14 protein-coding genes and 1 pseudogene are annotated in these 15855 nt (G+C 59.1%); 6 read left to right on the top strand and 9 right to left on the bottom strand.

Translation table 11 applies throughout. The features are described from left to right. Positions 1 to 14 precede the first annotated feature (14 nt). On the top strand, positions 15 to 953 hold the full coding sequence (locus DQG13_RS18340; RefSeq protein WP_113021238.1) for a macrolide 2'-phosphotransferase: 939 nt from the start codon (positions 15 to 17) through the stop codon (positions 951 to 953). A gap of 21 nt (positions 954 to 974) precedes the next feature. Here the strand turns inward: DQG13_RS18340 and DQG13_RS18335 are convergent, their stop codons facing one another. From DQG13_RS18335 to DQG13_RS18315, 5 genes and pseudogenes are all read right to left on the bottom strand, one after another. After that, positions 975 to 2897 carry an ABC transporter permease gene (locus tag DQG13_RS18335; protein ID WP_113021237.1) on the bottom strand — a complete coding sequence of 641 codons (1923 nt, stop codon included), beginning with the start codon at positions 2895 to 2897 and terminating at the stop codon, positions 975 to 977. After that, positions 2890 to 3649: pseudogene (locus tag DQG13_RS18330) on the bottom strand (ABC transporter ATP-binding protein); the annotation flags it as partial. The pseudogene DQG13_RS18330 and the gene DQG13_RS18335, both read right to left, overlap by 8 nt. 97 nt (positions 3650 to 3746) lie before the next feature. Further along, positions 3747 to 4757 carry a sensor histidine kinase gene (locus DQG13_RS18325; protein WP_113021235.1) on the bottom strand — a complete coding sequence of 337 codons (1011 nt, stop codon included), beginning with the start codon at positions 4755 to 4757 and terminating at the stop codon, positions 3747 to 3749. Then, a complete protein-coding gene (locus DQG13_RS18320) occupies positions 4754 to 5449 on the bottom strand; it encodes a response regulator transcription factor (protein WP_113021234.1) in 696 nt (231 codons plus the stop codon). Before DQG13_RS18320 ends, DQG13_RS18325 begins: the two co-directional genes overlap by 4 nt. Positions 5450 to 5797: 348 nt before the next feature. Beyond that, positions 5798 to 6409 (bottom strand): DUF1697 domain-containing protein, encoded by a 612-nt coding sequence (locus DQG13_RS18315; protein ID WP_113021233.1) that lies wholly within the window; start codon positions 6407 to 6409, stop codon positions 5798 to 5800. 156 nt (positions 6410 to 6565) lie between these two features. Between DQG13_RS18315 and DQG13_RS18310 the strand changes: the two genes are divergently transcribed. Continuing rightward, on the top strand, positions 6566 to 6793 hold the full coding sequence (locus DQG13_RS18310; protein ID WP_220094411.1) for an AraC family transcriptional regulator: 228 nt from the start codon (positions 6566 to 6568) through the stop codon (positions 6791 to 6793). Here DQG13_RS18310 and DQG13_RS18305 read toward each other — a convergent pair. Then, complete coding sequence (locus DQG13_RS18305; protein ID WP_397333996.1) at positions 6760 to 7692, bottom strand: DMT family transporter; 933 nt, start codon at positions 7690 to 7692, stop codon at positions 6760 to 6762. The two genes, DQG13_RS18310 and DQG13_RS18305, sit on opposite strands and share 34 nt — an antisense overlap. Continuing rightward, positions 7688 to 8545, bottom strand: coding sequence for a helix-turn-helix domain-containing protein (locus DQG13_RS18300; protein WP_113021231.1), 858 nt, complete (start codon positions 8543 to 8545; stop codon positions 7688 to 7690). Before DQG13_RS18300 ends, DQG13_RS18305 begins: the two co-directional genes overlap by 5 nt. A 160-nt stretch (positions 8546 to 8705) precedes the next feature. Between DQG13_RS18300 and DQG13_RS18295 the strand changes: the two genes are divergently transcribed. Both DQG13_RS18295 and DQG13_RS18290 read left to right on the top strand, forming a co-directional pair. Further along, positions 8706 to 9185: a DUF5680 domain-containing protein gene (locus DQG13_RS18295; protein ID WP_113021230.1), complete on the top strand. Its 480-nt coding sequence runs from the start codon at positions 8706 to 8708 to the stop codon at positions 9183 to 9185. A gap of 22 nt (positions 9186 to 9207) precedes the next feature. Beyond that, a complete protein-coding gene (locus DQG13_RS18290; RefSeq protein ID WP_113021229.1) occupies positions 9208 to 10053 on the top strand; it encodes an ornithine carbamoyltransferase in 846 nt (281 codons plus the stop codon). 283 nt (positions 10054 to 10336) lie between these two features. Here DQG13_RS18290 and DQG13_RS18285 read toward each other — a convergent pair whose 3' ends face one another. Then, a complete protein-coding gene (locus DQG13_RS18285) occupies positions 10337 to 11122 on the bottom strand; it encodes a LamG-like jellyroll fold domain-containing protein (protein ID WP_113021228.1) in 786 nt (261 codons plus the stop codon). Positions 11123 to 11331: 209 nt separating this feature from the next. Here DQG13_RS18285 and DQG13_RS18280 point away from each other — a divergent pair, with 209 nt between their 5' ends. Both DQG13_RS18280 and DQG13_RS18275 read left to right on the top strand, forming a co-directional pair. Next, the gene (locus DQG13_RS18280) at positions 11332 to 13101 is read left to right on the top strand and encodes an ABC transporter ATP-binding protein (protein WP_113021227.1); all 1770 of its coding nucleotides are present in this window, start codon (positions 11332 to 11334) and stop codon (positions 13099 to 13101) included. Continuing rightward, a complete protein-coding gene (locus DQG13_RS18275) occupies positions 13098 to 14843 on the top strand; it encodes an ABC transporter ATP-binding protein (RefSeq protein ID WP_113021226.1) in 1746 nt (581 codons plus the stop codon). Before DQG13_RS18280 ends, DQG13_RS18275 begins: the two co-directional genes overlap by 4 nt. Before the next feature lie 8 nt (positions 14844 to 14851). Here DQG13_RS18275 and DQG13_RS18270 read toward each other — a convergent pair whose 3' ends face one another. Next, the gene (locus DQG13_RS18270) at positions 14852 to 15622 is read right to left on the bottom strand and encodes a methyltransferase domain-containing protein (protein ID WP_113021225.1); all 771 of its coding nucleotides are present in this window, start codon (positions 15620 to 15622) and stop codon (positions 14852 to 14854) included. Between the last annotated feature and the right edge of the window lie 233 nt (positions 15623 to 15855).

The following is a 15855-nucleotide window of genomic DNA, read 5'->3' as shown; positions in this document are numbered from 1 at the left end:
AAAGGAGGGCATATATGACTGAGAAGCAGCGCATAATCGAGGATATTCTTCAGCAAGCCCGCAGCCGCGGGATAGAAATAGAACCAGCCGCCGCCAGCCTGAATGAATCCGGACTGGATTTCTGGGCGGTATTCGCCGATACCGCGGCCGGGGGGCGCTGGGTGCTCCGCCAGCCGCGGCGGCCCGATGTGATTGAGTCCGCCGCTTATGAGCGGAAAGTGCTGGAGCTGGTTTCCCGCCATCTGCCGGTGGAAGTTCCGGATTGGCAGGTGCATGAGCCGGAGCTGATTGCTTATCCCCTGCTGGGGGGAGTTCCTATCGCCACCATCAATCCTGAGCTGAAGCAGTACGATTGGGTGATAAACCCCCAGCAGCTGCCGGAGGTGTTCGTGCAATCCCTGGCGGAGACGCTGGCCGCCCTGCATAACATCCCCGAAGAGGAGGCGCGCCAGGCCGGTCTGCGGGTGTGGAGCCCTGGCGGGGTGCGGCAACGGCTGCAGGAGCGGATGGAGGAGGTCAAAGCCGCCTTCGGCGTGTCGCGGGCCCTCTGGGAGCGTTGGCGGGCATGGCTGGAGGACGACACCTTCTGGCCTGACCACTCGGCCTTGGTCCACGGCGACCTGCATCCGGGACATATTCTGGTGAATCCTGACGGCAAGGTAACCGGGCTTCTGGATTGGACCGAGGCGGAATACGCCGATCCGGCTGCGGATTTTGTTACGTATTATATGCTGTTCGGCGACGAAGGGCTGGCCGATCTTCTGCCCCGGTACGAGCGGGCCGGAGGCCGGGTGTGGCCCCGGATGGCGGAGCATATCAGGGAAACGACGGCGTCCTATCCTATTCTGATCGCTATTTTTGCAATGAAATCAGGGCTGGAGGAATACCGCCTGATGGCCTGCGGGGCTCTCGGCGTGGACGAAAACGGCAACGAGCTGGCCGGCGGAGAGTAGCCTGAACCGGCTCCCGCCGCGTTACAGCGACTGGCCAATGACCCGTTTGCAGTACAGCACGGACAGGATGCCGAAGATGGAGTACAGTCCGGTATAGACCAGCATGACCAGAATGGTGGGCGACAGCATTTCCGTACCGAAGAAAAACCACCCGGATTTGACGGCGAAATAGCTGTGGCTTAACCCCACCACCAGAGGAATGCCGAAGTTGAACAACTGCTTGAAGCGGATGCCGGAGAGCAGGTCTCCCGGAGTAAAGCCAAGCTTCCGCAGAATGGTGTAGCCGCCCTTTTCCTCCTCGCTTTCATCCATTTGCTTGAAATACAGGATGCAGCCGGAGGTAATCAGGAAGGTCAGCCCGAGGAAGGCTACAATGAACATGATGAGCCCCATATTGGTGCGTTGGCTGACGAGATTTTCGTATTGGGAGAAGGCCGATTGCTTCGCTGGTTCGGTATTAAAAATGGCGTTGGCGGCTTTGATCTGGCCGGGCTCGGCCAACAGAATGCCGTAATAGACCCGTTCATTGGCCTTTTCCTGGCTGGATGCCGCGGCGGACAGGTTTTGATAATCGGCCTGGTCTATTATCAGCGGCTGGCCGTAATAGATGGGCAGCAGCGCCTCCTTGGAAATGGAGGTAACGGTGACCGGATAGGAGGTTTCCCCGGCAAATATGGTCACCTCCGAATTGTTCCGGGGCGACAGGAAATTCTCCAGAGCCGAGCTGCTGATAAAACGCGCTTCACCCGGCCGGATGTCGATATGCTCCAGCTGCCGGTCTCCCACCACCGTAACTTCCATCGTGCTGTCCTCGCTGCCAGTGAATAAGGATGGGTCCAACAGCCGGGTGGGGTCCATCCTCAGTTTAATGGAGGGGATGGCGATTTCCCGGTAGCCGATTCCCGCTTTGTCCAGCGCGGCGGTGAAATGCCCTTTATCCTCTTGGCTGACAAACCCGAAGTCGTGGGGAGAGGACTCCCTTGCCAAGATGGCGGCAGAGGTATAGGAAATATAGCTTAAGGACAAGAGCCCGATGGCCAAGGCGGAAACGGTGGTAATGACGGTGAGCAAAAGCGCGTTGGACCGCATCCGGAACATAATGGAGGACAGGGACAGCACCTGCTTGACGGACAGGTAGCCGTTTTGGCTTTTGCGGGCCAGATTGAACAGAAAGCGGACGGAGCCTTTATAGAACAGGTACGTGCCGGCAATAACGGAGGCCAGGATGGCCACCATGGCCGCCATCAGCTCTGTCATGGAGGTAAAGGCGCCCCCGAACAGCCGCGCGGACAGTGCATACCCTCCGCCGATAAAGCCCAACCCCAGCACTCCCATGATGATATCCCATATGGAGATGCGCTTAACCCGCTCCTGGGCGGTGGACAAAACCCGGAACAGGGAGAGAATGGTCTGGCTTTTGATAAACAGGTAGTTCATAAGCATAATCAGCAGATATATGGACGCGAAAACAAGAATGGTTTGCTTCAGCGCTTCCGGTGAAAACCGCAGCCGGGCCATTTCCTCCACTTCAATAATCTTGAAGAGGATCATAAGCATCAGTCGGGAGATGCCGAAGCCCCCGCCGATGCCCAGGAGCATCGATCCGAAGTACAGGATCAGATTTTCGGCGCTGAAGAGCCGGAAGATCTTCCCCTTCGTCAGTCCGATTAATTGGAACAGGCCGATTTCGCGGCTGCGGCGTTTGATGAATATGGTGTTGGCATACAGCAGAAACACGGCGACGATGACCACGAGCAGCACGGAGGAGGCTCCGATGGCGGCGCCCCCCTTGACGGTGCCCTCCATTTCGCCCAAAGCCGGATCATACCGCAGGGTAACGAAGGAGAAATAGAGGGCCACGCTGAAGATGAGCGCGAATACATAGAGGTAATAGTTCCGCAGGTTCTTCTTCAGGTTGCGCAGGATGATAAAGTGGATGTTCATGGCTGCACCCCGCCCAGCACACCCTGGGTTTTGATAATATCGCCCAAGAAGGACTGGCGGGTTTCCGCCCCCTTCTCCAGCTGGGTGTAGATTTGCCCGTCGCGGATAAATACCACTCGGCTGCAAAAGCTGGCGGCCATGGGGTCATGGGTGACCATCACGATGGTGGCCTGCCGCTTCTGGTTCATCTCCGAGAGCTTGTTCAGGAGGTCGGAGGCGGATTTGGAATCCAAAGCCCCCGTAGGCTCATCGGCAAAAATAATGCCCGGCTGGTGGATGAAGGCTCTGGCTGCAGAGGTCCGCTGCTTCTGGCCGCCGGAAATTTCCGACGGGTATTTATCCTTCACTTCGAAAATCCCCAGCTCTCGGGCCACCTCCTCAAACCGGAGATGGGCTTCGCGCTTGCTGATGTCCGTAATGGACAGGGGCAGCAGCACATTTTCCTTGACGGTCAGGGTATCCAGCAGATTGTATTCCTGAAAGATAAAGCCCAGGTGGCGCTTGCGGAATTCCGCCAGCGCTTTTTCCTTCATGCGGGTGAAGGTTTGGCCTTCGATATCGATGGTGCCTTGGCTTACCCGGTCGATGGACGACAGGACGTTCAGGAGAGTGGTTTTGCCTGAGCCGGAGGGGCCCATAATGCCCACAAATTCGCCTTTGCGCACCTTCAGGTCGATGCCCTTGAGCACCTCCTGGCGGTTCAGCTTGTTGCCGTAGGTTTTATAAATGTTGGAGGCTTCCAGAATTGCCATATTTGCTTCACTCCTTTGATACCTCCATCATAATCCAGCCGCCGGCGTGTTTTCCTGCGTTTCGCCGAACAAATGAAAAGAGCATGTGACATTCCTGTCACATGCCTGCAAGACGGACCAGATCGTTCTTCCGGGGGAACACCAGAGTGAAGGCGCTGCCCTCGCCGGGCATGGATTCCGCCTGAATGACAATGAGCAGCGACTGTGCCGCTTGCCGGGCCAGATAAAGCCCCATGCCGGTGGCGCTGCCTCCGTCCTGGCGGTTCAGGGTGGAGGTGAAGCCCTTGTCGAAGATCCGCGGCAGGTCCTTGGGGTCGATGCCCCGCCCGCGGTCCCGGACGGTCAGCGTTACATGCCCGTCGAGCTCTCCGCTGAAGATGGAGATGTCTGTGCCGGGACCGCTGTATTTGATGGCATTGCTGAGCAGTTGCCGCAGGATAAAGCCCAGCCACTTGGCGTCCGTTAAGGTCTCTTTCGCTTCCAGGGAGAGGTCGAAGCCGATCCCCTTGGGGATGCACCAGGACCGGAGGTCGCGGATTTCTTTGTTCAACACGGCTCCGAGCTGCACGGCTTCCATGTACAGGTCATTCTTCAGGAAGGGCAGTCGTTTGCGGTGCAGCTCCTGGTCCAGGAGCAGATGAATCCGGAGCCATTCCTGTTGGAGCTGGCTTCTCAGCGTTTCATCGGTGATCCGCCCGAGCATCAGATGCATGGCCGAGAGGGGGGTTTTCACCTCATGAATCCAGGAGAGCAGGTCATTCTTCTCCTGCTCCAGCAGGTGGGCGTTGGACGCGGACTCCTGGCGGATGCTTTCCGTTTGCTCCAGCACAGCCTCCCGGACGATGGCCTCGAAGGGGCTTGCCGCCTCCGGGAGACGCCGGGAATCGAACAGATGCTCACCGGCGGCCAGGCTTTTGTAGAAGCGGGTTTCCCGGAAGTAACGCCAGCATATGAAGGCGATGCATACCGATGCATTCAGCCAAACCAGATATAGAGTGGGCAGGAGATCGATGCCCGGGTCCAGATAGGCCACAAATACCAGCAGCAGCTGCAGCCCGAGCAACAGGAGAAGCCAGCTCGCGCGCTCACTCAGATAGCGGCGGATCATATGACCGGCCCCTCCTCATCGGTGGCGATATAGCCCTGCCCCACCCGGGTTTCGATGCAGGCGTCCAGACCCAGAGGCTCCAGCTTTTTGCGCAGCCGGTTCACATTGACGGTCAGGGTGTTGTCGCTGACAAAATCCTCGTTGTCCCACAAGGCCTGGATCATCGCCTCCCGGGTGACAATCTGCCCCTTGTGCTCCACCAGCAGATTCAGCAGGAACATTTCGTTTTTGGTGAGAAGGACGGTTCCCCTGGAGCCGGAAACGGTGTTTTTGAGGAATTCGACAGTGGCTCCCCGCCAGGTGCGCAGCTCTGGACGGTCGGTGGTGTAATTGTAGACCCGGCGCAGAATGGCCTGGATTTTGGCCACCAGGACCTCGAAGTGGAAGGGCTTCTGGATGTAGTCATCCGCCCCCAGGGTCATGGACATGACCATGTCGCTGGGATGATCCCGGGAGGAGAGCATCAGGATCGGCACCTTGGAGTGGGCCCGGATGGTGCGGCACCAATGGAAGCCGTCAAACTGCGGCAGCTGGATGTCGATGATAACCAGCTCCGGCTTCAGCGCCGCAAACTCCTCCAGCACCCTGCCGAAATCGGTAATGCTGTGGACCTGGTAGGACCATTGGGAAAGCCGCTGGCGGATTTCGCCGAACAAAGCGGCATCGTCTTCAATGAGCAGAATGTTGAACATAGTGAAAATCCTCCTGTAACACCCCTGTCCGCGCGAGGCAGGTGGGGTATGGAAGCGTAGAGATGGGTATGGGCCGGGAGCCGCGTGCGATTCTAACGGCGGTGAGAGCCGCTATTTGCCCCGAAATAGCGGTTTGCCAAATCTAACGGAAGCAGGAGCCGCTATTTGGCCAAAACCGGGCTTGCGACGGGTTGTTTGGCCCGAATAGCGGCGCTGGCCACCGTTAGAATGTTTGGGGCGGTGTTTTCGCGGAAATAAAGGCTTACACCGCCGTTAGAGCTGCTGCCCTTGGTGATGCGGGGCTGACGGCTGCGGCTGCGGCAGCGCCAAGGGAGACAAACCGATGCCTCAGCCGCCCTCTGCTTCCGCCACCGCTGCCGCCTCCTCCATCAACTGGTGGATTTTGCGGGTGGTATTGACGTTACGGACGGTCATCAGCCCGTACAGCTTGGTGCCGATGAGCTTTTGCATCCCGCTGCGAGTGGCATTGGCCCGGTCCACAGACCAAAGCACAGCGCCCGGCGCGTAGAGCACACGGTCGATCTCCGGCTTGAACTTAAGCTCGTCCAGCACCTCCGGCGCGTCTGCTTCAGCCCACAGGAACAGTACATCGCTCCGCATGGTGTCATCGTTGGTCCAGGCTTCCGGCAGATGGCGGATCACCTCACGGATATCCTTCAGACTGCGGATGACCACTCTGATGGGCAGGTTGAACTCCCGCAGAATCGCTTCCTCCAAAATGCCCGCCAGCTTGCGCTTCAGCTCCTGTTCCTGCTCACCGGACAGGCTCCTGCCGCTTGCAGCCTCCTCCGCATCCCAGGAAAACACAATATTTCCGGAATTAATATAGGTGACCACCTGCCGCATCCCCGCCTGCTCAAAGGCTGCCTTCAGCCGCTTCATATCCACCTTGTTATTGCCGCCCACATTAATGCCCCGCAACAGCGCAACGTAAATCATTTTGTCACTCCTTTTTCCTTGTCCCATCATGCTATATTGCTAGTATGCCACAAAATGGGTGGATTCGCTGTAACCCTGCTGACGGAATTGTGCAGAAGAAGTTGCGCGAGAGGCGCAGCAAACGGATATGATCGGTTTTGAAAGGGAGCGATGGGGATGGATTGGCTCACAAAAATGAACAATGCTCTGGACTATATTGAGGAGAATCTCACCGGGGAAATCGACTATGCGGCAGCCGCGCAGAAGGCCTGCTGCTCCAGCTTCAACTTCCAGCGGATGTTTTCGTTTATTACGGGCACACCGCTTGCGGAGTATGTCCGCCGGAGGCGCGAATGGCTCCGCACCGCTTCTCATCTCTCCAGCCCCGCTTCTGCCTCCCTGTAGGAGGCGGCTCGTCCCGGCTTCAGCCTCCACTCGGAGATAAAGAGCCCGGCCAGCGTCAGCAGGGCGCCCATCAGGGCAATGCCGGTCAGCCGCTCATGCAGAATCAGCCAGGAGGCGATGATGGTCACCACCGGCACCAAGTAGATATAGACGCTGGTTTTGACGGCGCCGAGCACCCCCACGCACCAGTTCCACGAGGCAAAGCATAGGGCGGAGGCGAAAAGGCTCAGGAACAGCAGGTTCAGCAGATTCACCGGATCGGCGAACCGCTCCGGCGCCAGATGCACATCCATAAAGCCCAGCGCCGGAAGCATAAATATCAGCCCGTAGAAAAACACCCGCCGGGTACAGGCGATGTTGCTGTGCCCCAAGGCGCTGATTTTGCGCATGAGCACGGAGTAAAACGCCCAGAAAACACAGGCCAGCACCGCCAGAATGTCCCCGGCAGGGTTCAGCTCCAGCGCATAGCTCCCGTTCAGCGTAATGAGGACAATGCCCAGCATGGCCACGGCGAAGCCGATGAAAAAAGGCGGGCGCAGCCGTTCCCCCTTCAGGAAGAAGTGGGCCGCCACCGCCGTGAAAAACGGGGCGACGGACACAATAATCCCCACATTGGAGGCGAGGGTCATGGTGAGGGCGATATTTTCCAGCAGAAAATATAAGGTCACGCCGCAAAGCCCGGCTCCGGCAAACAGCAGCTCCTCCCGGATGCCGGATGTTTTCACAAAGCGGGGATGAACCGCAAGCAGGGCCAGATACCCCAGAGTAAAGCGGAAGATGAGAATCTCAAAGGGGGAGAAATCCCCCAGCAGCACCTTGGTGGAGATGAAGGTAGTGCCCCAGACAACAATGGTGAAGATGGCGGCTGCGTGTCCTGCCGCTGCGGCTTTCGGTTTAATCATGTTTGCCTCCTTGAAGTACGGGCCGGCGTACCGGACCGTCCGGGAAAATCCGCGTATACTGCCCTGGCGTCAGCCCGATCAGCCGTTTGAAGGTATGGGTAAAATGGCTTTGGTCGCCGAAGCCCGTCAGCTGCGCCGTTTCCGCCGGGGGCAGCCCCTGCTCCAGCAGCTGTTTGGCCCGTCCGATCCGCACAGCCTGGAGATAGCAGTACGGCGTGATGCCCAAGGAGCGGGTAAACAAGCGGAGAAAATGATACTTGCTCATACCGGCCAGACTGCCCAGCTCATCCAGCGAAACGGCATGATGATAATGGGTATCCAGATAGGCGCAGGCAGCCTTCAGACCGGCCTCCGGCTCCCGGCCCGCAGTCTCGGAGCGCAGATCCGCCTCCTCCTGCAGGAACTGGCCGATCAGCAATAGCGCCAGCTCCTCCTTGGCCATATCCCGCTCTCCCCCCAGAATCATCCGGTGCAGCTCGCACAGGGAACCGGCCAGCTCGCTTTGGAACAGCACCGGCCGTTTGAGGCGGGGCAGACAGGACCGTCCCGTCATCTCCCGCACCATCCGCTCCATGGCGTCCGCCTGAATGTTCAGGCAGCGGTAATCCAAAGCCCTGCCGTCCAGCTGCTCGCAGGAATGGACATCCCCGGGGTTGAAGACGGTAATGTCTCCCGGATTGATGATGTACTCCCGGTTTTTGCAGACCAAAAGCCGCTGCCCCGCCTCAATGAACCCGATAACATAATAATCGTGGAAATGGTTGGGGAATTTCTGCATGACTCCCACAAACCGGTAAGCCTCGATTTCCAGTTCCGCATCATAGCATACGGTCCGTTTTTCCTTCGCCATGCGCCTTCTCTCCTGTCCGGCCTCGATTAGTGTAAGAATACCACAGCCTGCCCTCTGAAGGATTGTATAATCTTGCTCAATTGGGCGGGTAACCGTATAATGAGAGAAGGGAACGTATGTTTGTTGGAAAAAAGGGATATAGGGAAAGAGGAGATATGGTATGCTGTTGGAAAAGGAAAGGCTGATCCGCTTTTTGGTGGAGGCCAAGCGCAATACATATGCGGCCCAAGGGGATGAAGCCTCCGTGCCGCCGCTTCTGGCAGGCTCCAAGCAATTGGAATATGCCAACGGGGATTACCGGTACCGGGATATTTATTTCGGCATGGATTTTTTTGCCGGGCAGGAGGTTGTGGAGCTGGCGGGGCGTCCCGTTTGGACCATGGTTTATTCCGGTGGTGTAACGATGTCCCCGGCGAGCCGGGCGCGGACGGCGGCGGTGTACCAGTTTTTGCGCAGCGCCCTCAGGCAGGCGGATGCGCAGCAGCCTTACCGCGGGCCGAAACGCTGGCGGGAGGGGGATTGGGAGTACCGCAATACCTTCGAGGGCGGGCTGGGAAGCTTCCACGGGGTAGAATCCATTCTGCTGGACGGGGAATCCGTCTATGAGCTGCATTACAGCGGCGGACTGCTGCTGGACTGAACAACGAAGGGGCTGATTGACCGTGCATCTGCTGGATATGGAGGGGCTGGACGAATCGACTATTCTGGATATCTACAAGCGGGCCGACAGCCTCCGGCTGGAGCCGGGAGCCCCTTTGCTGGCGGGAAAAACCTGCGTCATGTTCTTCTCCGAGGCCAGCCTCCGCACACGCCTCACCTTCGAGAAGGGGATACAGCTATTGGGCGGCCGGACCGTCCTGTTTCCGCCGGAGACGTTGGATAAGGAGGAACGGCTTCAGGATGTGATGGGGTATCTGGAAAATTGGGCGGATGCCGCCATCATCCGCCATCCGGATCTGGACAAGCTCCGGGAGATTGCGGTCCATGCCCGCATTCCGGTGATCAACGCCATGACAGCCCATAATCATCCCTGCGAGATTCTGGCGGATCTGTATGCCCTCCGTCTGCGGCGGCCGGATTACCGGGAGCTGGCCTATACCTTTGTGGGGCCGCCGGGCAATATCGCCCGCACTTGGATGCACATGGCCAAGGTGATGGGGCTCCGCTTCATCCATGTTTGCGCGCCCGGCCATGAGATGGGGCCGGAAACCGCCCAGTACCGGTTTGCCGTTTCCCTGGAGGAGGCCCTCCGGGAGAGCGATGTGGTGCTCACGGATTCGCTGCCCCGCTCGTTCCGCGAGGAGGCTTATTTCCGGGATTACCGCATCACCCCGGAGCGGATGGGACTGGCGAGACCGGGAGCGGTGCTTAATCCCTGTCCCCCTTTCCGCGTGGAGGAGGAGGTGAGCAGTGCGGCGATTGCTTCCCCGTATTTCGTGGGGTACGGCTTCAAAAAGCATCTGCTGGAGGTCCAGCAGGCGGCGCTGCTCCACTGTCTGGAGAGGTAAACCGGCTCGGCTTCCTTATGGAGGATTGCTTATCCGGACCGAGAATCCGTTATTTTGCCAAAACGCAGGCTTCTGGCGATTTCGCGGACACACAGTACGCTATTTCCTCTGCAACCCGTCCAAACCCGCTCTTTTCCGGCAGATAGCGCATCCTGTGTCCGCGCAGATGAGAAAGCGCCGTTTTTCTGCCAAATAGCGAATCGTCTGTCCGTTGGGGCGGCCGAATCCGCTGGCTCTCCTGAAATAAAAGCCGCCAGGCAATCCGCCCGGCGGCTTTCGGTGTTTAGCGCAGAGAATGAAGGGCCAGCAATTCCTCTTCGGTCAAGGCGCGGTCGAACACTGCCAGCCCGCCCAGCCGCCCGGCGAAGAAGTTGCCGATGGAGTGGAGACGGTCTACGGCGCCTACCGTAAAGTCCGCCCCGTCCGGCCCGCCGTCATACAACCCGCCCGGATAATAATACGGATTGCGCTCCGGACGCGCATCCAGCTTGCCGTTGACATAGGAGCGGGCATAGAGCCCGTCGTAGGTGATGGCCAGGAACAGCCACTCGTCCTCGGGCAGGGGCGTTTGGCCGATAGAGGCGTCCATGCAATAGCGGTAGCCCGGCGTAGGCCCGCCGATGGCGGAAACGTGGCCGCACAGCTGCTCCTTGCTGTCCCAAATGCCCAGGTTCAAAAACATGCCGTACTGCCGCTTTTCCCCTGTTTCGTTCCAAATTCCGGCGATGAATTCGCATTCCTTGAACCAGGGGCCGTTGGGGTTGCCGTCCCGGGTCATGAGGGGCTTGCGGTGCCGCTTCACCCATGCGGCTACCGTGAGCTTGGCATCGGGGCCGCCGATATTCAGCGCCGGGGTCTCCCGGCGGGCGGCGCGAAGCCATTGCCCCGGCGTAATTTCCGCGGAATAGGGCCCGAGAACGCCGTCCTCAACCCGCCTAACCCCGCCGGCCATTTCCTCCAGCACATACCGGTGGGGGCCTTGTGATACACGGGGCTGGCCGGCCTCCTCCTGAAAGTCCCACAGCGCCACCAATGAAGGCTGCGCCAGCACTGCTTCTTTTACGCTCATACGTTTGTTTCTCCTTCCCCATCCTGCAGAGTGGTCATAGCTTCAGTTTGCAAAAGCATGTTCAGTTTGTCAACGATTTTGGGCAAAGGAGGGTTTGACTGTAAACAAATTTTCCCTGGTTTCTTCAAGGTTCCAGGCGTATACTGGCGCTATTGCATATTGCACGGGGTAAGGGATTGGGCAAGCGCAGATAAGCGGAGGGGGCAGGCATGTTTCGAAAATCATTGCGAACGATTGGGATTTTATTCCGGTATGCCCCGGGTCTGACGGTGATCAAGCTGGTGCAGCTTGGTTTGACAGGGGTGATGGCGCCTTTATCCATCTACTTTATCCAACGGGTGATCGACGCTGCCACAGGTGTGGTGGCCCACGGGGCAAGCTGGAGGCCCTTGGCGGTCTGGTGCGCCTGCCTGCTGGGGGCGCTGCTGTTCAACTCTACAGAGGGAGGGTTTCTGGACGGCATTCTGTTCATCGCCATCAAGCGGAAGCTGAACAGCGGCATGACGCCCAATATTGTGGACAAATTCAAACGGCTGGAATATGCCTGTTTGGAGGACAAGGATGTGCAGGATACCCTCCAGCGTATGTCCAACGATCCCCAGGACAAGGTGTTCCAGCTGTTTTTGAGCGTGACGGGGGCACTGGCCTGTATGGTGGCTATGGCCGGCTCCGCTGTTGTGTTTGCCCAGGCGGGATGGTGGTTTATGGCCGGTTTTCTGGTTCTTCTCGTTCCTGTGGTATGGCTGGACTTCAAGGCTGCCGATATGATGAACGCCATGTTCAACAGCCAGTCCGCGGATGAGCGGCGGATGCGGGATCTGGGCAATCTGGTGGCCGGCAAGGCGGCGCTGTTCGAGCTGAAGCTGTTCGGCGCGACGGATTATATTATGGGCAAATGGCGGGGGTTGGCGCAGCAGGTGCTCCGCACCCGGGTGAAAACCACCTTCCGCGCCCAGCGGTATTATCTGGCCGGTCTGATTTTGTTCAAAATCTGGTCGGCCTTTATCCTCATCAGCCTGGTGTCGGCAGCCGTTCGCGGGGATATGACCATTGGCCTGTTTACGGCCCTGATCGCCTCCACAGGTGCCGTGCTCAGCAACGCGGAGCTGCTCTCCCACACCCTCCAGCGCCTGCGCTCCCGCTATTTGCTGATGGACCATTATTATGCCTTTTTGGCTCTTCCGGAGACCGCCTATGGGGACAAAACGCTGGGAGAAGAACCGCTGCGGGTGGAGTTTGACCGGGTGGCATTCACCTATCCCAAGACTGACCGGCCGGTTCTGAAGGGAGTAAGCTTCACGGTAGAGCCGGGTGAGCGGGTATCTCTGGTAGGGGAAAACGGAGCGGGCAAGTCCACGATTATTAAGCTCTTATGCCGTCTGTACGAGCCGGACAGCGGGTGCATTCTGGTAAACGGCATCCCGATCCCGGAGCTGCGGCGCAGTGAGCTGCAGCGGGTATTCTCGGTTATATTCCAGGATTATCAAGGCTATGAGCTCACCCTGCGGGAAAATGTGGCCTTCGGCGATCTGTCCAAGCTGGAGGACGATGAAGCCCTGCGCGCCGCGTTAACGATGGGCATGGCCGGTGATATGGCGGATAATCTGGATGTGCCGCTGGGCAAGCTGGACCCTGCGGGAAGGGATCTTTCCGGCGGCCAATGGCAGCGGGTGGCTCTTGCCCGGGCCTGTCTGCCGGACAGCGCCTTCGTGATTCTGGATGAACCGGCTGCGGCCCTGGACCCGCTGGCCGAGAGCCGGATGTATGAAAGCTTTGCCCGGGTGCTGGCCAACCGGGGCTGCATTCTCATCTCCCACCGTCTAGCCAGTGCCCGGATGGCGGACAAAATTGTAGTGCTAGCCGACGGTGTTGTGGCGGAGAGCGGGGATCATCTGACACTGATGGAAGTCGGGGGGCTGTATGCCCGGATGTACAACAGCCAGCGGGCCTGGTACGGAGAGGAGGCGGCAGTATCGTGAGCAGTCTGCGCCGTATTTATGCCAGTATGTTCAAATGGGCGCCGGTTGCGGCGGCGCTTACTGTGTTCCAGCAGCTTGCCGGAGCTTTGGTTCCGGCTGCGGCAACGGTGGTTTCCGCCGGGCTGTTCGACCATGCGGCCAGAGCCATCAACGGAGAAGCGGTGGACAGCAAGCTGTATCTGTATGCGGCCCTTTATCTGATCATTTATTTGCTTAACGACATGCTCAATTATATCTTCAGCATCGCAGTAAACGCAGGGATCTACGAGAAAGGGACCGCCTATTTCCGGATGGCGCTCTACGAGAAGCTGGCGAAGCTCCCCTTGCTGGCCCTGGAGGACCCGGAGGTGCTGAACCGCAAGGAGCGGGCGGAAAAGGCGGTCAACGATGAATCCCTCTCGGCGCTGTTCAACGGCACCATGGTATTTCTGCGGGCTCCCTTAACCGCGGTTTCCATAGCGGCCGTGCTGGCCAGGTACAGCGTGTGGCTGCTGCCTCTGTCGCTTTTGTCGGTGCTGCCCTATTTTGTGGCCCGGCTGGTGCGGGGAAAGGAGTTCTTCCATGTCAAGCGGGCCCAGGCCGCCGAAACCCGCCGGCTTGCCTATCTATGGAGCCTGTTCCATACCCGCCAGACGGCCAAGGAAATGCGGGTTGCGGGTTTTGACGGCTACATCACCGGCAAGTGGCAAACCACCCGCGACCGGGTGAATGAGGAGCTGTGGACGGTGGGCAAAAAGGATGCCCTGAGCCTGCTTTACTGTGACCTGTTCCGCATCCTCGGGTACGGGGCCTCCATCGGGCTGGTGTTGGCGCTGGTTTTGCGGGGGCAGGTGACCATGGGCGTGTTCGGTGCTTCCGTAACGGCTTTCCTCAGCCTGCAGATGGCCATGAAGGTGTTTCTGCAGTTCCTGGGGCGCATCCCTGAGCAGTTGGGCTACGCCAAGGACTATTATGCGTTTTTGGACCAGGAGGAAGAGCGGAACGGCAACGGCGGCTACCCCGGGCTCCAGCAGGAAATCCGCCTGGAGGGTGTATCCTTCCGGTATCCCGGCCAGGCAGGGTATGCGGTGAGTCATCTGGATTTGGTTATTGGCAAAGGGGAAAAGGTGGCGGTGCTTGGGGAAAACGGCAGCGGCAAAACGACCCTGGGCAAGCTCCTGCTTGGCTTTTATCCGCCGGAGGAGGGGGAGGTCCTCTTCGACGGTGTTCCGGTCTGCCATTATGACCAGGACGGCTTCCGGCGCCAGGCGTCGGCGGTGGCTCAGCAGTTCGCCGTCTATAACCTGAGCCTGCGGGAAAATGTGGCCATGTCGGATATCGGCCGGCTGCAGGCCGACGACGATATTCTGGAGGCCTTGCGGCAGGCGGGACTGGAAGGGATAGGCGGCCTTGACGAGCCCATGGGCCGGGAATTTGGCGGCCGGGAGCTGTCCGGAGGCCAGTGGCAGAAGCTGGCTATTGCCCGGGGGCTGTTCCGCCCAAGCGGCCTGATTCTTCTGGATGAGCCCACCGCCGCTCTGGACCCGCTGGTGGAAACGGATATCCTCCATTCCTTCCTTCGGGCCGCCCGCGACAAAACCGCCGTCATCATCTCCCACCGGGTGGGGCTGTGCAAGCTGGTGGACCGGATCGTCGTGCTGAAGGAGGGCAGCGTTGCAGAAAGCGGCACCCATCAGGAGCTGTTGGCCGCCGGCGGGGAATATGCCCGGCTGTATACCGCCCAGGAAAAATGGTACCGCTAGGCAGGGCTCTATTCCCGCTTGCGGGCAACCACCCGCAGCCGCCGGTAGTCCATCACCCAGCGGCCATCCCTGAAGAGAAGGGGCGCCAGTTCCTGCTCCAGGTGATCCAGAACCGCCTGGCGGGAGGCATTATCCAGGACGCTGAGTACGCCGTTGGCAAAGGTATTGACCCATTTGCGGAAGCCTGCCTCCCCATCCTCCAAGGGGGTGGGGCGGTGGAAGCAGAGGGCCAGCTCCACCTCCAGGCCGTATTTTTCCAGCAGGGAGGCATATTCCCCCACTGTGGGGAAGTACCAGGGCAGCCGCAGCTTATCGGCTGCTCCTGCGGCGGCAAAGGCTGCGGGCAGCCCCCGGACGACAGAGGCAATGTTGCCGTGGGCGCCGAATTCGGCAACCAGCCGCCCTCCCGGCCGCAGGCTTCCCGCAATGGAAGCGGCGGCCCCTTCGGCGTCGGTCAGCCAGTGCAGCGCCGCGTTGCTGAACACGGCGTCGGCCTGCTCCGGGCTGATGTAGGACTGGCCGTCCGCCAGGATAAATTCCAGCTCCGGGTGTTTGGCCCCGGCGGCCGCAAGCATGTCCGGGGAGGCATCGATGCCTGTCACCCGGGCTCCGGAGCGGGCAATGGCCGCTGTCAGATCCCCGGTGCCGCAGCCCCAGTCCAGAATATGCTCCCCCTCCTTCGGCTGAAGCAGCTCCAGAAGGGATTCCCCGAACCGGGACACAAACGACATATCGGTATCATAGACGCCGGTATTCCATGTTTGACTCACCTGTATCATCCTCTCTATATTTGTTGCTGGGTCTTTTATTTACCGTATCTCTGAACGGTTCAATTAGCAAATATATAAAATGAATGCTGTTGATAGGCACCGCCTATAATGCCCCGCCCCTTCTACTTCTCTTCCCGCCTTACATGCGCTTGTCAAAACAGGCCAACTGCCAGATTCATCCGTCCAAGCCTCTCAGTCTCTCGTTCATATGCTACTTAAAGAGAGAGGAGGTGGCAGCAAGA

Source organism: Paenibacillus sp. YN15 (assembly GCF_003285005.1).
Taxonomy (GTDB): Bacteria; Bacillota; Bacilli; order Paenibacillales; family NBRC-103111; genus Paenibacillus_AR.
Note: the sequence above shows the minus strand (reverse complement) of the source record. Positions and strands in the feature narration are given on the sequence as shown.